This window comes from Collinsella sp. LCP21S3_A3, from assembly GCF_052118905.1.
In the GTDB taxonomy this organism is placed as follows: Bacteria; Actinomycetota; Coriobacteriia; order Coriobacteriales; family Coriobacteriaceae; genus Collinsella.
Genome location: NZ_JBQKGH010000010.1, coordinates 20392 through 39741, shown reverse-complemented (window position 1 = coordinate 39741; position 19350 = coordinate 20392). Strand labels below are relative to the sequence as shown.

18 protein-coding genes and 2 tRNA genes are annotated in these 19350 nt (G+C 61.8%); all 20 read left to right on the top strand.

The annotated features are described in order from the left end of the window. Positions 1 to 58: 58 nt before the first annotated feature. Positions 59 to 2734 (top strand): translation initiation factor IF-2, encoded by a 2676-nt coding sequence (gene infB / locus ACTQ0H_RS06520; RefSeq protein ID WP_427719633.1) that lies wholly within the window; start codon positions 59 to 61, stop codon positions 2732 to 2734. Between the two features lie 11 nt (positions 2735 to 2745). Beyond that, positions 2746 to 3156, top strand: a complete 411-nt coding sequence (gene rbfA, locus ACTQ0H_RS06515; protein WP_006234038.1) for a 30S ribosome-binding factor RbfA — start codon at positions 2746 to 2748, stop codon at positions 3154 to 3156. Next, a complete protein-coding gene (locus ACTQ0H_RS06510) occupies positions 3149 to 4192 on the top strand; it encodes a DHH family phosphoesterase (protein WP_441547951.1) in 1044 nt (347 codons plus the stop codon). Before rbfA ends, ACTQ0H_RS06510 begins: the two co-directional genes overlap by 8 nt. A gap of 15 nt (positions 4193 to 4207) precedes the next feature. Further along, positions 4208 to 5140, top strand: a complete 933-nt coding sequence (truB, locus tag ACTQ0H_RS06505) for a tRNA pseudouridine(55) synthase TruB (protein WP_441547950.1) — start codon at positions 4208 to 4210, stop codon at positions 5138 to 5140. Continuing rightward, on the top strand, positions 5137 to 6144 hold the full coding sequence (gene ribF, locus ACTQ0H_RS06500; protein ID WP_441547949.1) for a riboflavin biosynthesis protein RibF: 1008 nt from the start codon (positions 5137 to 5139) through the stop codon (positions 6142 to 6144). Before truB ends, ribF begins: the two co-directional genes overlap by 4 nt. After that, a complete protein-coding gene (gene dnaG, locus ACTQ0H_RS06495; protein ID WP_441547948.1) occupies positions 6137 to 8245 on the top strand; it encodes a DNA primase in 2109 nt (702 codons plus the stop codon). Before ribF ends, dnaG begins: the two co-directional genes overlap by 8 nt. A 110-nt stretch (positions 8246 to 8355) precedes the next feature. Continuing rightward, complete coding sequence (rpoD, locus tag ACTQ0H_RS06490; protein ID WP_370450567.1) at positions 8356 to 9699, top strand: RNA polymerase sigma factor RpoD; 1344 nt, start codon at positions 8356 to 8358, stop codon at positions 9697 to 9699. A gap of 342 nt (positions 9700 to 10041) precedes the next feature. Further along, positions 10042 to 10116: transfer RNA gene (locus tag ACTQ0H_RS06485), tRNA-Asn, on the top strand. 33 nt (positions 10117 to 10149) lie between these two features. After that, positions 10150 to 10224: transfer RNA gene (locus tag ACTQ0H_RS06480), tRNA-Asn, on the top strand. A gap of 161 nt (positions 10225 to 10385) precedes the next feature. After that, complete coding sequence (locus tag ACTQ0H_RS06475) at positions 10386 to 10775, top strand: Asp23/Gls24 family envelope stress response protein (protein WP_187361832.1); 390 nt, start codon at positions 10386 to 10388, stop codon at positions 10773 to 10775. A 27-nt stretch (positions 10776 to 10802) separates the two neighbouring features. Next, complete coding sequence (locus ACTQ0H_RS06470) at positions 10803 to 12464, top strand: DAK2 domain-containing protein (RefSeq protein ID WP_441547947.1); 1662 nt, start codon at positions 10803 to 10805, stop codon at positions 12462 to 12464. 10 nt (positions 12465 to 12474) lie between these two features. Continuing rightward, positions 12475 to 14652 (top strand): ATP-dependent DNA helicase RecG, encoded by a 2178-nt coding sequence (gene recG / locus ACTQ0H_RS06465; RefSeq protein WP_441547946.1) that lies wholly within the window; start codon positions 12475 to 12477, stop codon positions 14650 to 14652. Then, complete coding sequence (gene rsmD, locus ACTQ0H_RS06460) at positions 14649 to 15293, top strand: 16S rRNA (guanine(966)-N(2))-methyltransferase RsmD (RefSeq protein WP_154515437.1); 645 nt, start codon at positions 14649 to 14651, stop codon at positions 15291 to 15293. The genes recG and rsmD overlap by 4 nt, the downstream gene beginning before the upstream one ends. Next, the gene (coaD, locus tag ACTQ0H_RS06455; protein WP_154515440.1) at positions 15286 to 15783 is read left to right on the top strand and encodes a pantetheine-phosphate adenylyltransferase; all 498 of its coding nucleotides are present in this window, start codon (positions 15286 to 15288) and stop codon (positions 15781 to 15783) included. The genes rsmD and coaD overlap by 8 nt, the downstream gene beginning before the upstream one ends. 68 nt (positions 15784 to 15851) lie before the next feature. Beyond that, the gene (locus ACTQ0H_RS06450; RefSeq protein WP_154515443.1) at positions 15852 to 16349 is read left to right on the top strand and encodes an ATPase; all 498 of its coding nucleotides are present in this window, start codon (positions 15852 to 15854) and stop codon (positions 16347 to 16349) included. Further along, a complete protein-coding gene (locus tag ACTQ0H_RS06445; protein WP_154515446.1) occupies positions 16349 to 16903 on the top strand; it encodes a YceD family protein in 555 nt (184 codons plus the stop codon). The genes ACTQ0H_RS06450 and ACTQ0H_RS06445 overlap by 1 nt, the downstream gene beginning before the upstream one ends. A 64-nt stretch (positions 16904 to 16967) precedes the next feature. After that, a complete protein-coding gene (rpmF, locus tag ACTQ0H_RS06440) occupies positions 16968 to 17147 on the top strand; it encodes a 50S ribosomal protein L32 (protein WP_022094017.1) in 180 nt (59 codons plus the stop codon). Positions 17148 to 17235: 88 nt separating this feature from the next. Continuing rightward, the gene (gene plsX / locus ACTQ0H_RS06435) at positions 17236 to 18252 is read left to right on the top strand and encodes a phosphate acyltransferase PlsX (RefSeq protein WP_154515449.1); all 1017 of its coding nucleotides are present in this window, start codon (positions 17236 to 17238) and stop codon (positions 18250 to 18252) included. 117 nt (positions 18253 to 18369) lie between these two features. Further along, positions 18370 to 18612: an acyl carrier protein gene (locus tag ACTQ0H_RS06430; protein ID WP_441016339.1), complete on the top strand. Its 243-nt coding sequence runs from the start codon at positions 18370 to 18372 to the stop codon at positions 18610 to 18612. 3 nt (positions 18613 to 18615) lie between these two features. After that, positions 18616 to 19341 carry a ribonuclease III gene (gene rnc / locus ACTQ0H_RS06425; protein WP_154515455.1) on the top strand — a complete coding sequence of 242 codons (726 nt, stop codon included), beginning with the start codon at positions 18616 to 18618 and terminating at the stop codon, positions 19339 to 19341. Positions 19342 to 19350 lie beyond the last annotated feature (9 nt).

The following is a 19350-nucleotide window of genomic DNA, read 5'->3' as shown; positions in this document are numbered from 1 at the left end:
TCCCACGCTCGTTCAGTCTCTAGGCACCCAAGGTGCCAGAAAGGGTAGGTGAAGTCATATGGCAAAAGTCCGTGTGTCCACCCTGGCCAAAGAGTTCGGCATGACCTCCAAGGAACTGATGGGTCACCTCGCCGAAATGAAGATTCCCGCTAAGTCTGCTTCCTCCGCCCTGGAGGACGCTTATGTTGCCATGGTCCGCAAGCAGCTTGCCTCGGTGATCGAGGCCCGCGCCCAGGAAGTCGAGGCCGCCAAGCAGGCCGAGGAGGAGGCTGCCGCCGCCGAGGAGGCAGCGCGTGCCGCCGAGGCCGAGCGCGAGCGCATCGCCGCCGAGAAGGCACGCGAGGAGGAGCGCCGCCAGTTTGCTGCCGCCCAGGCCGCCGAAGAGGCAGCCCGTGCCGAGGCCGAGGCCAAGAAGAAGGCCGAGCAGGAGCGCCTTGCCCGCGAGAAGGAGGAGGCTGCTCGCGAGGCCCAGCGCCGCGCCGTTCCCGCTTCCGACTCCGGTTCGCGCTTCCGTTCGCTGCTCGATCAGATCGCCGCACAGGAGACCGTGCTCAAGGAGAAGAAGGACGCCGAGGACAAGGCCAAGGCCGAGCGCGGCAACCGTCGCGGCGGCAACAACGATCGTCGTGGCGGCCGTCGCAACGATCGCAACGCCTCCGAGAGCCGCCCGCACAGCCATCGCACCAACGCCAGCAACAATGTCGCTGCCGGCATGGATTTCCCCAACCCCGATAAGCAGGGCAAGGGCAAGAAGCGCAAGGGTGGTCACAACAGCGAAGAGGACCACTACAGCCGCATGGCGCGCGAGGCCGAGGAGTACAGCCGCGAGAAGGTTCTCGAGGAGGCCCGTGCCGCCGTCGAGGAGGCCTCTCGCGAGTCCACCGGTCGCCGCAAGAAGCGCAAGGAGAAGCGCGAGCGCGAGGCCGCTAGGGCTCAGGAGGAGCGCAAGATTGAGGAGGCGCTGGCCCAGGGCGTGAACCCCGAGGAGCTCGACGCCATCAAGGTCTCCCAGGGCGTTACCGTCCAGGAGCTTGCCGAGGCGCTTGACGTTCCGGCCAACGACATCATTAAGCGCCTGTTCCTGCTGGGCACGCCGCTCACCATGACGCAGTCCATGTCCGACGACCTTGTCGAGCTCGTTGCCGACGACTTGGGCCGTCAGATCAGGATCATCACCCCCGAGGAGGAGAACACCTTCTCGTTCTACGACGATCCCGCCGACCTTAAGCCCCGTGCCCCGGTCGTCACCGTCATGGGTCACGTCGACCACGGCAAGACGAGCTTGCTCGACGCCATCCGCCACACCGGCGTTGCTGCCGGCGAGGCTGGCGGCATTACCCAGGCCATCGGCGCATCGCAGGTCATGATCAACGACCGCAAGATCACCTTCATCGATACCCCGGGCCACGCTACCTTTACGGCCATGCGTGCCCGTGGCGCCAAGGTGACCGACATCGTCATCCTGATCGTCGCCGCCGACGACGGCGTCATGCCCCAGACGGTCGAGTCGATCAACCACGCCAAGGCCGCCGGCGTTCCCATCGTCGTCGCCGTCAACAAGATCGATAAGCCCGGCGCCAACCCCGACCGTGTACGCCAGGAACTCACCGAGTACGGCGTCATCCCCGAGGAGTGGGGCGGACAGAACATGTTCGTCAACATCTCGGCCAAGCAGAAGATCGGTATCGACGACCTTCTGGAGACCGTGCTGCTCCAGGCCGACGTGCTCGAGCTCAAGGCCAACCCCGATACCTTCGCCTCGGGCAACGTCCTCGAGGCCAAGCTCGACAAGGGCCGCGGCTCGGTCGCTACCGTGCTCGTGACCCGCGGTACCCTGCACGTGGGCGATACGCTGGTCGCCGGCCTCACCTATGGCCGCGTTCGCGCCATGCTCGACCCCAAGGGCCGCGCCGTCACCGAGGCCGGTCCCTCCGACGCCGTCGAGATCCTGGGCCTGCAGTCCGTCCCCAACGCCGGCGACGAGTTCCGCGTGTTCGAGGACGAGCGCGAGGCGCGCGCCCTGGCCGATGAGCGCTCGCTCAAGGCCCGTATCGAGGAGCAGAGCCGCGTGAAGCACGTCACGCTCGAGAACCTCTTCGAGACCATCGCCGACGCCGAGGTCAAGGAGCTCAACCTGATCATCAAGGCCGACGTCCAGGGCTCCATCGAGGCCCTTCAGGACTCGCTCGACAAGATGGATCAGTCCGAGGTCCGCATCAACACGATCCACTCCGCGGTCGGTGCCATCAACGAGACCGACGTCGTCCTGGCCGACGCCTCCAACGCCATCATCATTGGCTTTGGCGTGCGTCCCGACGGTAAGGCCCGCTCCGCTGCCGAGCGCGAGGGCGTCGAGATCCGTTGCTACGACGTTATCTACAAGTGCCTCGAGGAGCTCGACGCTGCCCGTATCGGCATGCTCAAGCCCACCGAGGTCGAGGTCTCCACGGGTACCGCGACCGTCCTGGACACCTTTAAGGTGCCCAAAGTCGGTATCGCCGCCGGTGTCCGCGTCGAGGAGGGCGAGATCGCCGCGACCGATTCCGTGCGCCTGGTGCGCGACGGCATCGTTGTCTTTAACGGTAAGATCGCCTCGATGCGCCACTACAAGGACGAGGCCAAGAGCCTCAAGAGCGGTTCCGAGGGCGGCATTGGCCTGGAGAACTTCCAGGACATCAAGCCCGGCGACCAGATCGAGGGTTACCGTATCGACCAGGTTGCCCGTACCGAGTAGGGGGTAGCGCTATGAAGCAAACGCAGGCAACCCGCCGTCTGGGCGAGCAGCTTCGCGAGAAGCTCGGTTATATCCTTCTCTTTGAGGTTTCCGATCCGCGTCTCGACCTGGTCACCCTGACCGCGGTCGAGGTCGCGGTGGACCGTTCGTTCGCGCGCGTGTACGTGTCGTGCGATGCGAGCCGCTACGATGAGGTCATGGAGGCGCTCGCCAGCGCCAAGGGCCGCATTCGCAGCCTGTTGGCTCGCTCGCTCGACTGGCGCGTCACGCCCGAGCTCGATTTTCGCATCGATCGCTCGACCGATGAGGCCGAGCGCATTACGCGTGCGCTGGAGAATGTCCCGGCCACGCTGGCGATCGAAAAGGACGAGGACGGCTATCCCATAGCGGATGCCGCCCAGGAGGCAGCTTTAGATGACTAATTCCGCCGACCTCGTCTCGTGCGAGTCTGCAGATATTAAACGACGCATCCTCGAGCTTATCGAGGGTGCGTCCACCATTGCGATCTCGGGTCATACCTCTCCCGACGGCGATGCCCTGGGCTCCGTGTTGGGCTTGGGTCTCTCGCTCATGAAGGCGTTCCCCGACAAGGACATCGCGCTGCTGCTCGCAGACGACGATCCCGTTCCGCGTATTTACCGCTTTATGGAAGGCGCCGATCGTCTGGTGCCGGCTTCGAGCTTTACGGGCGATCCCGACCTGTTTATCTCGGTGGATGTACCGGTTGTCGAGCGTCTGAACAACTCGGCCGACGTGCTCCGCCGCTCCAAACATGTGGTGTGCTTTGACCACCATCCGGCGCGCGAGGAGTTTGCCGAGGTAAGCCTGAGACTTGTCGATGCTGCGGCGTGCGCCATGATCATCGACCGCTTTTTGGATGATTGCGGCATTGTCGTTCGCGATCGCATCGCCACCTGTCTGCTCTGTGGCTTGGTTACCGATACCGGTCGTTTTCAGTATCAGAATGCCGATGCCGCTGCGTTCCATGCGGCTTCGCGCCTGGTGGCGCACGGTGCCGACCCGGCGCGTGTCGCGCTCGAGGTCTATCAGAGCATGCGCGTCGAGTTCTTGCACCTCAAGTCCATCGTCATGGGCCGCATCAAGACGGTCGCGCACGGGCGCGTGGCGTATAGCTACGCGTACGAAAGCGACCTTAAGGAATGTGGCGTCACCTCGGATGAGTGCGACGGCTTGGTCGATGTGGTGCGCTCGGTGATGGGTGTCGAGGTCTGCCTGTTCCTTAAGGGCATCGAGGGCGATACCAAGGTGCGCGGAAACCTGCGCTCCAAGGGCGACATGGATGTCTCCGAGATTGCGGCCAACTTTGGCGGAGGCGGACATCACGCTGCCGCCGGCTTTACCAATAACGGAACGATTTTCGAGACGCTCACCGCGGCACTTCCCATGCTGGCCGAGCTGGTGGGGGAGGATCCCGCTTCGGTGACCGTCGAGCTTTAACTTTTTGGATGGTACATGGCTCGTCGTACGCCTTCTCAATTGAATATGCTGCTCGCCGTCGATAAACCGGTGGGCTGCACGTCCCACGACGTGGTTTCGCGGTGCCGGCGCGCCCTCCATGAGCGGCGCGTCGGTCATGCCGGCACGCTCGACCCCATGGCGTCGGGTGTCATGGTGGTGGGCGTGGGCCAGGCTACGCGTCTGCTGGGCATGCTTACCCTCGATACCAAAAGTTACGTCGCCGATATCTCGTTTGGCGCCGAGACCAATACCGACGATGCGGAAGGCGAGGCCGTCCGTACGGTTGCCATTGCACCCGAGCTGCGCGATCCGGCCTATGCCCGTGAGCGCTTGAGCGCCATGCTGGGCCCTCAGATGCAGGTTCCGCCGGCGTTTTCGGCTATTTCGGTCAACGGCGTGCGCGCCTATAAGTCTGCACGTGAGGGCAATGCCGTTGAGTTGCCTGCGCGCCCGGTCGAGGTATATTCTGCCGACCTGATCGCCGTGAGTGGCGAGGGCGATTCCTGCATTTGGACCGTTGCCTTCTCGGTGAGCAAGGGCACCTATATCCGTGCGCTCGCTCGCGACCTGGGTCGCGCCTGCGATAGTGCCGCGCATATTTCTGCGCTACGCCGTACCGCTTCTGGCATTGTCTCCATCGGTGCCTGCCATGCGGTCGAGGAGCTTTCTCCCGATTCCGCTGCCGGCTTTGCCTTGGACCCCATTGCGGCCCTCGGCGCCACGCGCGTCGACTTGCCGGGCAATCTTGCGGAAGATCTGCTGTGCGGACGTCGTATTCCTATTGATCGCGCGCTCGCCGGCTTCGATGCGTCGAAGGCACCGTTTGCGCTGGTGCTCGATGGCGGGCTCAAGGCTTTGGCTCGTATCGAGGATGGTCGCTTTGTGATGGAGCACGTCTTTCCGCAGGCGATCGGCGGTGTTCGATGATGCTGGACCCTCGCGAGCTCGCGCGCACATTTTTTGTGGGCGCGGCGGCGGAGGCCCGCATCGTTTTGGCTGATGCTTTTGGTGACTGCGAGTCTATGGGTGCCGCCTCGATTGCCATCGGCGTGTTCGATGGCGTACATAGGGGACATCGTGAGCTGATCGACGCGGTCATTCGCGATGCGCGCGTCCACGGCTGCAAAGCGGTTGTCGTAACGTTTGACCCTGATCCAGATGTTGTGGTGAGCCCTGCGCCCGCTCAAAAATTGATGACGACGGCCGACCGCCTGCATGCCCTGGCTCAGACTGGGGTCGATGCCGTGGTGGCTGTTCCCTTTACGCCTGCGGTAGCGTCGCTCGACCACGTGGGCTTTCTTGAGCTGTTGGCGCATGTTGTCGACATTCGCTCCATTCGCGTTGGCAGCGATTTTAGGCTGGGCCGCGGCGGTGCCTCGGGCGTTGCCGAGATGCAGGCATGGGGCGCTGAGCGCGGTGTTGACGTGTATGGGCACAATTTGCTGTGCGAGGCCGGCGAGGCTATCTGCGCCACCCGCATTCGACGTGAGCTGAGCTTGGGCCACGTTGAGCTGGCAGCCGATCTACTCGGCCGTCCCTATATGGTGCGCGGCGGCGTGATTCACGGTCGCCACGAGGGCTCCGATATGGGATTTCCTACGGCAAACCTGTTGGTGCCAAACGGAATCCAGCTGCCTGCCGATGGCGTCTACGAGGGCCTTGTGCTGGTCGACGATACCGTGTGGCCCGCTGCCGTCAACGTGGGCCTGCCGCCGACGTATGCCGACGATGCCGCCTCGGCGCATCTCGAGGCCAACTTGATCGGGTATGCGGGCGACCTGTATGGACGTTCGGTTTCGTTGGCGTTTACGCGTTGGCTGCGTCCTTCGCGCGTGTTCGATTCGCTGGACGAGCTTATTGAGACCGTCGAGGGTAATATTGACGATATCCGTCACAACTTGGGTGAGCAGGGGGTGGGCATCCGTGATTAGCGATGAGGAGAAAGACCAGGTGCGCGCTGCGTCCGACCTGGTTGCCATCGTGCAGGAAACGGTTGAGCTCAAGCCCCGCGGCCATGAGTTTTGGGGTTGCTGCCCCTTCCATGGCGAAAAGACCCCATCATTTCACATTATCCCCGCTACGCAGGTGTGGCACTGCTTTGGCTGCGGCGAGGGCGGCGACGTCTTCACCTACATCATGAGGCGCGAGAACCTGAGCTTTCCCGAGTCGATTCGCTACCTGGCCGATCGTGCCGGCATTGAGCTGCACGATACCGGCGCGCAGCGCGATCGCGGCACCAAGCGCGCCCGCATCTATGACCTGTGCGCCGAGACGGCCCAGTTCTATCACACCATGCTCATGCGCGGTAAGGACAGCCGTCCGCGCGAGTACTTTGCCAGCCGCGGTATGGGTGGCGACGTCTGCCGTCGCTACTGCCTGGGCTTTGCGCCGGGTCGCAATATGTTGGTGGCCCATCTGTCGCAGAAGGGCTTTACCCCGCAGGAGATGATCGACGCCAACGTGGCCGTGAGCCGCGGGCGCGGACAGCTTGCCGATCGTTTTTACGACCGCGTGATGTTTCCCATCTTTGACGAACAGGGTCATAACATCGCCTTTGGCGGTCGTATTATGGGCGACGGCCAACCCAAGTACCTCAACACCGCCGAGACGAGCGTGTTTCATAAAAAGAGAAACCTCTACGGCTTTAACTGGGCCAAGGAGTTTATCGTCGCGCAGGATACCGCCATCGTGGTGGAGGGATATACCGATTGCATCGCCTGCTGGGAGGCGGGGATCAAAAACGTCGTCGCCACGCTGGGTACGGCGCTGACGGAACATCACGTAAAGACGCTCACCCGTTTTGCCAAGCGCATTGTGTATATGTTCGATGGTGACGCCGCCGGTCAAAAGGCCGCGCGCCGTGCGATTCAGTTTATCGAGCAGGACTCGATGGACCTGCGCTGCGTGGTGCTTCCCGACGGCAACGACCCCATGGAGTTCATCACGGCGCATGGTGGCGAGGCACTGCAGGCGCGTATCGACGCCGCCGAGCCCCTCATGGACTTTGTGTACCGCTCACTGCAGGAGTCGAGCGACATTACCACGCCGGGCGGTCGCGCCAAGGCGCTCGAGGATGCGCTGACGCTCATCTATCCGCTGCGCGATAGCTACATGATCGATACGTACTTTATCCAGATAGCCGACCTTCTGGGCCTGGATTTGGAGACGGTACGCTCGAGCTCGGGCCGTGTGTTTCGCGATGTCGCCAAACGCGAGGACGCCGAGCGTCGTCGCGAGCAGAACTACGAGCGCCAGCGGATACAGGCCGAGCGCGCAGGAGGCGCGGGCGGTCGGGTGTCCGGTCCGCAGGGGGCATCTCGCGGCGCCTGGGCGTCGGGGACGACGCCGCCGGTATCCGCACCGGTCGAGGAGGAACCGTACGACTATGTGCCGCTCGAGGCCTACGGGGCCGCGCCGGTCGAGGTCGTCGACGATATGCCGCCGATCGATGTGCCTGCTGGCATGGACACGGCGCCCGCGGGGTCTGCTTCGAGCCCTTCTGTTCCGGCGACGCCGATCGTGCTGACCGATCTGGAGCGGAAGTCTCTGGCGGGGGAGCGCGAGCTGTTGACGATGCTCACCAGTTACCCCGACCTATTCCGCACGTACGCCGATCGCATCTGCTCGATCGAGTGGGTAGACCCCCGTCACGAGTCCATCGCGTGGGCCGTGCTCGCGACGCCGCCGGGCACCGATCCCGCGGCGTGCATGGACGCCGCGCGCGCGGTGTGCCCCGAGGCGGCTTCGCTTGTCAGCGCCGGGCGCATCTCGGCGACGAGCAAACATCCCACCGAGACGAACATCGTCTTTATGCTCGATACGCTTGAGCTTTACACCATCAAGCGCCGTATGCGGGCTGCCCAGGCCAAGCTGCGCCAGGACCGGTCGCTCGACGATGACGCGCGCCGTGCATTGACCATGCAGGCCGCGCAGGATTCTTTGCGTCAGCGCGAGCTCCAGAAATCGATTGGCGGCGTGGCCGATCCGTTCCGGTTGATTGGTTTGGAGGCCGCGGGTCCCGATCAGGCCTAGATGTTGTGGTCAATCGGCATGTTATCTGCTATATCCAGTCTGAATTTTGGGTATAGACGTGTAAGTGTGTGCTAAAGTAATGTGTCCTGTGGACTACGAAGGGAGAATCTGTGCCAAATAAGACTGAGAGCACGGGTACTGGGCTGGAATCCTACGTTGCTAAGCTCATGGGCAACGGCTCAAACAGGACTTCGGTAACCGAGGACGAGATCCAGGTCGTCCTGAAGGATATCGATGTTTCTGACGAGCAGCTCAACGCGGTCTATTCCGCGCTGCGCAACAGCGGCATCCAGATTATCTCCGCGAGCGGAAACGACGACGCCCCCATGGACGTCGACGATGACGATAACGATACCGACGATTTCGATGACGACGAGGAGCACGATTCCGGCTCGCTCGACGATCATGAGCTTAAGATGGCCCGTCAGGCCGATGCCGAGATGGGTTCTTGCAAGAGCAAAAAGAAGCGCACCGTCCGCACGTCCCGTTCGCGTTCTCGCGTGCGTGGCATCGATGCCTCCACGGTGATGCTGACCGGTGACCCGGTTCGTATGTACCTTAAGGAGATCGGCAAGGTCGACCTGCTGACTGCCTCCGAAGAGGTCGATCTGGCCATGAAGATCGAGGCCGGTCTCGAGGCCACCGAGAAGCTCGAGGCCGCCGAGGCGGGCGAGATCGAGCTCACTCGCGCCGAGATGCGTCGTCTGACTCGTATCGAGAACGTGGGCCTCGAGGCCAAGCAGGCGCTCATCAGCGCCAACCTCCGTCTGGTCGTCTCCATCGCCAAGCGCTACGTCGGTCGCGGCATGCTGTTCCTGGATCTGATCCAGGAGGGCAACCTCGGTCTGATCCGCGCCGTCGAGAAGTTCGACTACCAGAAGGGCTTCAAGTTCTCCACGTACGCCACGTGGTGGATCCGTCAGGCCATCACGCGCGCTATCGCCGACCAGGCCCGTACCATCCGTATTCCCGTACACATGGTCGAGACCATCAACAAGCTTGTCCGCGTGCAGCGCCAGCTCCTCCAGGATCTGGGTCGCGACCCGACCCCCGAGGAGATCGGTGCCGAGATGGACATGAGTGCCGACCGCGTCCGCGAGATCCAGAAGATCTCGCAGGAGCCCGTGTCGCTCGAGACTCCTATCGGCGAGGAAGAGGATTCCCAGCTGGGCGACTTTATCGAGGACTCCCAGGCCATCGTTCCGCCCGATGCCGCCAGCTTCTCCATGCTGCAGGAGCAGCTCACCCAGGTGCTCGACTCGCTTGCCGATCGTGAGCGCAAGGTTATTGAGCTGCGCTTTGGACTTGTCGACGGACATCCCCGCACGCTCGAGGAAGTCGGCCGCGAGTTTGGCGTCACGCGCGAGCGCATCCGCCAGATCGAGTCCAAGACCCTGGCCAAGCTCCGCCACCCCAGCCGCTCCAGCAAGCTCAAAGACTATATCGAAAGCTAGTCATGCAAGAAGCGCCCTCAAGCACATCCGCTTGAGGGCGCTTTCATGTAACAAGGGCCGGCAGTTGGGGCACGGGTAGTCTTTTTGGGACGGGGCTTTTTTAGCTGCCCTATCTCAATGCGCGGCTCAAGCTTTAAAGGCCCCAGATTGGGTAGCTAAAAAAGCCCCGTCCCAAAAAGACTACCCTGGGCGTCAGGTTGATTAGTCGTTGGGGACGTTCTTGAATGACTAGTCGTTTAAGAACGTCCCCAATGACTGGGTCGGAAAATTTCTTAAAAAAGTTCTTGCCCTGAGCTGATTCGTCCGTATAATAAACTTCGTTGCTTGAGAGCATGCACCTATTCCTCGGTAGCTCAATGGTAGAGCACGCGGCTGTTAACCGCGCTGTTGTAGGTTCGAGTCCTACCCGGGGAGCCAGAATTTCTCAGCCCAATCTGCTGGGCTTTAAATTCCTCGGTAGCTCAATGGTAGAGCACGCGGCTGTTAACCGCGCTGTTGTAGGTTCGAGTCCTACCCGGGGAGCCAGATTGTAAAACCCGTCGCTTCTGCGGCGGGTTTTTTCATGCCGCGATTGCTTAACGCAAACGTTGCCATATCAACATTTCGTGTCGAGGATGTAATCCCGCGACCCACCACCTCAACATGGCGCGGTCGTTGTAGAATATTGCAATGATTGCTCCCACGACATGGTGCCGCGAGCACCAGATAAGGAGATTCTTGTGTCTGAGACCATTAACGGCAGCCTGAGCGTCTCGAACGACGTTATTGCCGATATCGCCGGTTATGCCGCGATGACGTGCTATGGCGTCGTCGGTATGGCCGAGCAGCTTCAAGGCGCCGAGAGCGTGCGCCTGCTTGCCGGTCAGCGCCTCCGCAAGGGCGTGCTTGTCTCCGCCGACGAGAACGGCCTTACGGTCGACCTTCACGTCGTGCTCGAGAACGGCGTCAACATGAAGTCCGTCTGCCACAATCTTTCGAGCTCCGTTGCTTTCACCCTGCAGGAGATCGCCCAGATCGATCCCGCCAGCCTTAAGATCGGCATTCACATCGACGCGCTCAAGAGCCGTCTGAACTAGCATCCGAAAACGGAGATTCAAATACTCATGATTGTAAAGACCATTCGCACCTGTTTTCCGATCGCTGCGGCTGCCGTTTCCGACAAGGCCGAGGAGATCAATAAACTCAACGTCTTTCCCGTGCCCGACGGCGACACCGGCACCAACATGTCGCTCACGCTCGCCTCGGTGACCAAGGAGCTTTCCGCCCTTCCCGCCGATGCCGATATGGAGGCCATCGCCGGCGCCATCACCCACGGCTCCCTCATGGGCGCCCGCGGCAACTCCGGCGTTATCACCTCGCAGATCCTGCGCGGCGTGGCCGAGGGCCTCGTCTCTGTCGATGAGCCCATCACGTCTGCCGACATCGCGCATGCTTTCCGTCGCGCCGTCAAGGTCGCCTTCCAGGCCGTCCGCAAGCCCATCGAGGGCACGATTCTTACGGTCCTGCGCGACGTCTCGACCAAGGCCGACGAGTGCGAGAAGAAGAAGTTCTCGGCCGAGGACGCGCTCGACGCCATCGTCGTCGAGGCCTACCAGTCTGTGGCTCGCACGCCCGACCTGCTGCCCGTTCTGAAGGAGAACGGCGTGGTCGACTCCGGCGCCTTTGGCTTTGCCATCTTCCTGGAAAACTTCGTTGCCGCTGCTCTGGGCCGCAGCACTGTTGTCGAGGATTTCTCCACCACGTTTGATTCCGCTGGCTCTGCCCGCGATGCGGCCCTCGGTCGCGTCGAGATCGAGGCCAACGACGACTGGGAGGGCTCGGAGTTCCGCTACTGCAACGAGTTCCTCTTTAAGGCCGACGCCCCGTTTGACGAGGACGAGTGCCTTAAGTTCCTGGGTTCCATGGGCGACTGCGAGCTGCTCGTGGGCGCCTACCCCGACTACAAGATCCACGTGCACTCAAACACCCCCAACCTGGTGCTCGAGCACATGCTGCAGCTTGGCCAGATCTACGAGGTCTTTATCCACAACATGGAGATGGAGGCCCACGACCGTACCGCTAAGATCCACGAGGACCAGGAAAAGGCCGCCGAGCCCGCCAAGGCCCTGGGTTTTGTCGCCGTTGCCGCCGGTTCCGGTGAGGCCGACATCCTCAAGTCCCTCGGCGTTGACGTGGTCGTTTCGGGTGGCCAGACCATGAACCCCTCGACCGCCGACCTGCTGGGCGCGGTGGACCAGGTCAACGCGACTTCGGTCATCATCCTGCCCAATAACGGCAATATCCGTATGGCTGCCGAGGCTGCTGCTTCTGCCTGCACCGACAAAAAGGTCGCCGTGGTTCCCACCAAGACCGTACCGCAGGCGTTCTCCGCTCTGTTCGCGGTGCTGCCCGATTCCGAGCTCGAGGACGCCGTCGCCGCCATGGTCGATGCCATCAGCGAGGTTCGCGATGGCGAGGTCACCCGTGCCGTGCGCGATTCCATCGCCTCTGACGGCTCGCCGATTCACTCCGGTGACGTCATGGGTATCATTGCCGGCTCCATCGACGTGGTCGGCTCCGATGTGAAGCAGGTCACGCTCGACTGCATCAACCGCATGCAGGAGGAAGAGGAGGGCGACGCGCTGACGATTCTGGCCGGCGAGGAGCTGTCCGATGAGGCCTTCCAGGAGATCGTCGACGCCATCGAGGAGGCTCAGCCCGACCTGGAGATTGACGCCCATCGTGGCGAGCAGCCGCTCTATCCCGTGATCTTCTCGATCGAGTAGGCATCTGCCCATGTCCGAGCTGTGCTCCGTGCCGCGCGTCTCGGAGCGCTTTGCCCAGAGCAATGCGCTCGACGAGGATATCGCGCGACTCAAATATGTTTCGGGTAAACGTGAGGAGGCCCTTCGCCGTCTGGGAATTAGGACGGTGGGGGACCTCCTTCTCCATATCCCTCATCGATATCTGGACTTTACACGCTCCTGGTCCATCGAGATGGCGCCTATCGGTACGGTGTGCACGATCGTCGCCACGGTCGATCGTATCGTTCAAAAGCAACCCCGCCCGCGTATGCAGGTTACCGAGGTCTCGCTTGTGGACGAGACGGGCGTGCTGCAAGTCGCTTTTTTCCGCCAGCCCTGGATTGCCCAGCAGCTCAAGCAGGGCGACCGCCTGGCCGTGATGGGTAAGGTCGAATTTGCCTACGGCTTTAAGCAGATGGCCTCGCCGCATTTCGAAAAGCTCGAGGACGGGCGTGCCGCGGGAACCATCCTGCCGGTTCACTATGTGAGCGACGGTGTGAGCCAGGCTTGGATGCGCCGTATCGTGAGCGGCGCGCTCGAGATTGTCGGCAATCCCTTCGACCCGATTCCCGCGCCCCTGCGCGCCAAGCGCCGCCTTATGAGCGGCGCCCGTGCGCTGCGTTCGATTCACTTTCCCTCGAGTATGGCCGAGCGCGATATCGCGCGCGCACGGCTTGCCTATGAGGAATGCCTCTATCTTCAGCTGGCGCTTCGTCTGCGCAACGACGGCGGTATGGTCGAGGTGGTTCCCTACACCCATACCGCGGGTGGTCATTTGACGGCACTTAGACGGGCCCTGCCGTTTTCGCTGAGCGACGAGCAGGAGGCCGCGTTCCAAGACATCCTGCATGACATGTGCGATGGCGACCACGTGATGAACCGCTTGCTGCTGGGCGATGTCGGTACCGGCAAGACCGCCGTCGCCGCCTGCGCACTGGCAGTCGCGGCCGACTCAGGTACCCAGTCCTGCGTCATGGCACCCACGGGCGTGCTGGCGCGTCAATATGCCGATAAGACCGGTCCTTTGCTCTCGCAGGCCGGTATGTCCTGGGCGCTCCTGACGGGTGCTACCCCGGCTGCCGAGCGCGAGCGCATCCATGCACAGCTGCAGTCTGGTGAGCTCGATGTGCTCTTTGGTACCCATGCGGTCCTTTCGGATAACGTAACGTTTAAACATCTTTCACTCGTCGTTATCGACGAGCAGCATCGGTTTGGCGTGGGGCAGCGCAATGCCCTGCGTGCCAAAGGCCCAGGTGCGGACTTGCTCGTTATGACGGCCACGCCTATTCCGCGCACACTGGCGCTCTCGGTCTATGGCGACCTGGACACGTCCATCATTCGTCATCGCCCCGTTCCCGGGGCCGGCGTCTCGACGCGCGTGCTCACCGAGTCGAGCCGCGACCTGGCCTACGGTGCCATTCGCGAGGCGCATGCCCAAGGACAGCAGGCTTACGTTATCTGCCCGCTTGTGGAGCCGAGTGACTCCGCGGACGATTTGGAAGACGTTCCCGGCATTGCTCGCGACGATGAAGGTCGCGTGACGGTGTCCGTGCCGTTGCACGACACCGCGACCGAGCTCGACCGCCTGCGTCTGGCATTGCCGGGGCTTTCCGTCGAGCGTCTTCACGGCCGCATGCCGGCGGGGGAGAAGGACCGCGTGATCGACGCCTTTAAGCGCGGCGAGATCGACGTGCTCGTCTCGACTACGGTGGTCGAGGTGGGCGTCGACGTGCCCAACGCCACCGTCATGGTTATCGAGAACGGCGAGCGCTTTGGCTTGGCGGCCCTGCATCAGCTTAGAGGCCGCGTGGGTCGCGGCAGCGTGTCGGGCACGTGCCTGGTCATGACGCATTCCAAGGGCAATGGCGGTGTGTCTGCTGCGCAAGACCGCCTGCGGGCGCTCGAAAAGACCTCTGACGGTTTTGCGCTTGCGCAGATGGACCTGCGTTTGCGCCACGAGGGCGAAATCTTGGGTTATCGCCAACATGGCGGTGTGACCCTGCGTTTTGTGGACCTGGACGCCGACGAGGATCTTATCGAATGGGCCCATTTGGACGCGGTCGAGCTCTTGCGGTATGCTTGCAACCTTGAATCCGTGGCGACGCGTCCCTTGCGCGATGCGGTCGCCACGCGTTATCGACATATCTTCAAGGAGGTCAGCGGAGGATGAGAATCATCGGCGGTGAATGGCGCGGCCGCAAGATCGAAGAGCCGCGTGGGCGCGATGTCACCCGTCCCACGACCGACCGCGTGCGCGAGGCATGTGCGTCCATGGTCATGTCGGCATTCGATTTCGATCTGGACGAGGTCCGCGTGCTGGATGCCTTTGGCGGCTCCGGTGCCCTGGGAATCGAGATGCTCTCACGCGGCGCTCGCTCGCTCATCACGTTCGAGATCGATCGCAATGCCGCCCGACTGATCACTAAGAATATCGAGTCGCTGTGTCGCGACCGCTCGCGTTGGCGCGTCGTTACCGGCGATGTGTTGGCGAGCGCCTCGCGCGGCCGTGTTCCGGGCGGCCCCTTTGATCTGGTCCTGCTCGATCCACCCTATGCCTTTGGTGCCGAGCCGGTCGAGGAGCTGCTGCGCAATCTTGCCCAGCAGGGCTTGCTGGCACCAGGGGCCTTTGCCCTGTTTGAGCATGCCGCAAGCGACGCGGGCGCTCATCCGGCTGGTTTTGAGACCGTACGAGAGAAACGCTACGGCATTACCTCGGTTGACTTGCTGCGCTGGGTGGCCGCGGACGAGTGCGACCATGCTAATGACAGCGATATTGACGAGGACGTGCCTTTGGAGGATACCCATGAATGACACTATCAACCGCGTGATCGTTCCGGGTACGTTTGACCCCATCACGTTTGGTCACATCGATGTAATCCGCCGCGCCCGCCGCATTTTTCCTAGCGTGATTGTCGCCGTGGCGGAGTCGCAGGGCAAAAACGGCGTGGGCACCACCTTTATGCTCGATGAGCGCGTGGCGTTGGCCCGCGAGGCCCTGGGCGATATTGACGGTGTCGAGGTACTGCCCTTTACCGGCCTGTTGGTCGATTTTGCCCGTGAGCAGGGTGCGGGTGCTGTGGTCAAGGGCCTGCGCGCCATGACCGACTTTGAGTACGAGCTGCAGCAGGCGGACCTCAACTATCGCCTGGACAACGAGCTTGAGTCCATTTTTGTCATGAGTGCGCCGCAGTACGGCTATATCTCGAGCTCGGTGGTTCGTCAGATCGCATCGCTCGGAAGCGATGTGTCGACGTTTGTGCCGCCCAATGTGGTCGAAGCGCTTAAACATCGCTTTTCGTGACGTTTCATATTGCCTGATGGCATGTGGTAAACTAACACGATGACATGTTACCTATGAAAGGAGACCGGATGCCGGGCGAGAATTTTCCTGGCGACAGGATCGTGAGCCTTGTCGAGGAGCTCGAAGGGCTCATCGAAGAGGCTAAGACGCCGTTCGGCAAGAATGCCCAGATGAAGGTTATCGATGCCGACGTCTTCTTTAACATCCTTGACGAGATCCGTATGAGCTATCCCGAGGAGTGGCAGAAGTCCCGTCGCATCCTCAAGGAGCGCGACGAGCTTATGGCTTCCGCCGCCGCTCAGGCCGATTCCATCATTGCCGATGCTCAGCAGCAGGCACTCACCATTGCCGGTGAGCAGGAGATCGTCCGCTTGGCGCAGCAGCAGGCCGACGATATCCGTGATCGTGCCCAGCAGTACGAGCGCGAGACGCGCTATGCGGCCGAGGATTATGCCGAGCAGGTCTTTACGCACCTCGAGGAGAACCTCAAGAGCCTGACCGGCACTGTTACCCGTTGCCGTCAGCAGCTCAACGAGGGTGCCGCCCAGCAGAACGGTCAGTGGTAATGGCTGAGTTCCCGAGCGTTACCGTCGATCTTTCCGAGCAGCTCGAGTTTCCCGGAGACTCGTATCCGCTGACCGGCAAGGTCGATGTCGCCACCTACACGGTGGGCGAGAAGGAGTACCAGCTGCAGGACGGCATTGCTTACGACGTGGTTTTTACCAATGCGGGCACCGGTGTTCTGCTCTCCGGCATGGTTCGAGCGCACGCCACCGGCGAATGCGACCGCTGCCTTGAGCTCGCCTCGTTTGATATCGCCGGCGAGATCGAGGAGTTCTACCTCTTTGAGGAGCCCGAGGATCCCGAGGCCTACGAGGACGGTTACGAGCTTTTGGGCGAGGACCGCATTGTCGATCTGGGGGAGCCCATTAACGACGCCGTTGTCATGGACACGCCGTTTGTGGTGCTCTGCAAGCCCGATTGCCGCGGCCTGTGCCCCACCTGCGGCATCAATCTCAACGTCGAGCAATGCGATTGCGCTGCCCAGGCCGAGGCCGAATGGGCCGCTGCCACGGAAAATCCATTTGCAGCATTGAAGAATCTCAATCTTGATGAGTAAAAATGTGGTAGTATCGCTACTTGCGCGTAATCGCCACACTGGATAGTTCATAAGGAAGGTCACTATGCCCGTACCTAAACAAAAGCAGGGTCGTATCCGCACCCATACCCGTCGTTCCGCCAACATGAAGATCTCGGCTGCGGCTCAGTCCACGTGCCCCCGTTGCGGCGCTGTCAAGCTCCCGCACCACGTGTGCCCCAGCTGCGGTTTCTACAAGGACCGCGAGGTTATCGTTACCGAGTAACTGTATACTCTGGATACGATGCCGTTCCAACTGGAACCACAATGGCCGGCTCAATGAGTCGGCCATTTTTGTATAAGGAGCACTTGAAATGAGTAACGTTCGCGTTTGTGTAGACGTTGTGGGCGGAGACGAGAAGCCCCAAGTTGTCCTCGACGGTATTGAGGCCGCACTTGCCGCCGATCCCGATATCGAGGTCATTGCTGTTGGCCCCGCCGATATCGTCAACCCCTTTGCCGCGGCGCACGCGCGCGTGGAGGCTCTGGAGGCCCCCGATGTCATCGCCATGGACGACGATCCCATCCGCGCCGTGATGACCAAGCGTAAGTCTTCGATCGTGCTTGCCTGCCGTGCTATTAAGAAGGGCAACGCGGACGCGTTTTTCTCCGCGGGGTCGACCGGCGCCATGACGGCTGCCGCCACCGCCTACGTGACGCCGTTTAGATATTTGGTAGAGGGTAAGAAGCAGCCGGTGCGCCCATGCCTCACCAATGCGCTGCCCAACCGCGCCGGTGGCCTTACGGTACTGTGTGACATGGGGGCCAACCCCGATGTCGAGGTCGACGACATGGTTCGCTTTGCCCAGATGGGTGCAGCCTATGCCCGCGTGGTCCTGGGCATCGAACATCCGCGTGTGGGCCTGCTTGGCAACGGCACCGAGGACGAGAAGGGTTCTAACTTTACCAAGGCGTGCTTCCCGGCTATGAAAGCCGCGGTCCCCGGTTTTGTGGGCAACTGCGAGGGCACCGATCTTACGTCGGGCAATTTTGACGTTGTGGTCGCCGACGGCATGTCGGGCAATATTGCGCTCAAGGCAACCGAGGGCGCTGCCAAGTTTTTGCTGCAAGAGCTCAAGGGCGCCTTTATGTCTTCGCTCGGCACCAAGATCGCCGCACTGCTCATCAAAAAGCAGATGCGCCAGATGAAAGCCAAGCTCTCGGGCGATGCCAAGGGCGGCGCGATCCTGCTGGGCCTTCGCGGCGTCGTTTTGATTGGCCATGGCGCCACGTCGGCCGAAGCCGTTAAGAACGGTACGCTCGCCGCGGCTCAGGCCGTTCGAGCCGGGCTTATCGAAAGCATTGCCAATTCCATGGAAGGTATCGTTTAGCAAGAGCTCCGTTACGTGGCTCAAGCTATGCATCGTGGGGTAGAATCGGAGCCGTGCTGCAATGCGGCTTCCGCCCGCGCGACACATTGTATTCCACGACTTATGAGAGGACGCGCTATGGATCGCTCCGAAATCTTTGACAAGATCGCCGAGATCGCTGCCGACGTGCTGGGCGTCGACGTTGCCGAGATCAGTGATGAGACGACTTTTGACGACCTCGATGCCAATTCGCTCGAGCGCCTGCAGCTGGTGACGGCCATCGAGGACGAGTTTGACCTCGAGATCGATGACGAGACCCTGTTGTCGCTCACCTCCGTTGCCGACGCTGTCGACGCTATCCAAAACGCCAGGGAGGCCTAGGTCTTGGCTTTATCTCAACGACTCACGCGCGCTCAGGAAATCCTGGGCCATGAGTTTAATAACAAGGTGCTGCTACGCGCGGCGCTCACCCACCCCTCGGCAGTAGAGGGGCAGCCGGTCTCTGCCAGCTATGAGCGGCTTGAGTTTTTGGGTGACTCCATTCTGGGCGCCGTGGTTGCCCGTTCGCTCTTTGAGTCTTATCCCGAGTTCGATGAAGGCAAGCTCACGCGTCTGAAGGTATCGCTTGTTTCGGGTGCCACGCTGTCCGAGGTTTCGCACGAGCTGGGCATCGACGACATCATCATCTTTGGCGCCTCCGAGACCGGTACCGGCGCGCGCGGCCTTAACTCGGCGCTCGAGAACGTCTATGAGTCGCTCGTGGGTGCGTTGTACCTCGATGCCGGCTGGGATGCGGCGGCGGAGTTCATCCACCGCACGCTTAAGCCCCATTTGGCCTCCGAGCGTGCCGAGCACCCCGCGAACCCCAAGTCGTTCTTGCAGGAGTGCGTGCAGGCAGACGGTCACGAGCCCCCGGCATACAAGCTGGTAGGCTCCGAGGGCCCGGCACATGCGCCCACCTTTACCGCCGTGGTGCTTGTCGACGGTATCCGTCAGGGCCGCGGCACCGGCGCCTCTAAGAAAGAGGCCGAGGGAGCCGCTGCACTCGAGGCGCTCGACCGCATGGGTTACACCACCAACGGTGTGATTCTCAACAAGAAGCCCGTTTAAGCGAGGAAC

Coding starts and splice junctions, on each gene's coding strand:
- truB (WP_441547950.1), top strand. CDS start 4,208: ATGGCTCGTCGTACGCCTTCTCAATTGAATATGCTGCTCGCCGTCGAT.
- ACTQ0H_RS06430 (WP_441016339.1), top strand. CDS start 18,370: ATGGATCGCTCCGAAATCTTTGACAAGATCGCCGAGATCGCTGCCGAC.
- coaD (WP_154515440.1), top strand. CDS start 15,286: ATGAATGACACTATCAACCGCGTGATCGTTCCGGGTACGTTTGACCCC.
- ACTQ0H_RS06510 (WP_441547951.1), top strand. CDS start 3,149: ATGACTAATTCCGCCGACCTCGTCTCGTGCGAGTCTGCAGATATTAAA.
- rsmD (WP_154515437.1), top strand. CDS start 14,649: ATGAGAATCATCGGCGGTGAATGGCGCGGCCGCAAGATCGAAGAGCCG.
- ribF (WP_441547949.1), top strand. CDS start 5,137: ATGATGCTGGACCCTCGCGAGCTCGCGCGCACATTTTTTGTGGGCGCG.
- recG (WP_441547946.1), top strand. CDS start 12,475: ATGTCCGAGCTGTGCTCCGTGCCGCGCGTCTCGGAGCGCTTTGCCCAG.
- rbfA (WP_006234038.1), top strand. CDS start 2,746: ATGAAGCAAACGCAGGCAACCCGCCGTCTGGGCGAGCAGCTTCGCGAG.
- ACTQ0H_RS06470 (WP_441547947.1), top strand. CDS start 10,803: ATGATTGTAAAGACCATTCGCACCTGTTTTCCGATCGCTGCGGCTGCC.
- infB (WP_427719633.1), top strand. CDS start 59: ATGGCAAAAGTCCGTGTGTCCACCCTGGCCAAAGAGTTCGGCATGACC.
- rpmF (WP_022094017.1), top strand. CDS start 16,968: ATGCCCGTACCTAAACAAAAGCAGGGTCGTATCCGCACCCATACCCGT.
- ACTQ0H_RS06475 (WP_187361832.1), top strand. CDS start 10,386: ATGGTGCCGCGAGCACCAGATAAGGAGATTCTTGTGTCTGAGACCATT.
- ACTQ0H_RS06450 (WP_154515443.1), top strand. CDS start 15,852: ATGCCGGGCGAGAATTTTCCTGGCGACAGGATCGTGAGCCTTGTCGAG.
- plsX (WP_154515449.1), top strand. CDS start 17,236: ATGAGTAACGTTCGCGTTTGTGTAGACGTTGTGGGCGGAGACGAGAAG.
- ACTQ0H_RS06445 (WP_154515446.1), top strand. CDS start 16,349: ATGGCTGAGTTCCCGAGCGTTACCGTCGATCTTTCCGAGCAGCTCGAG.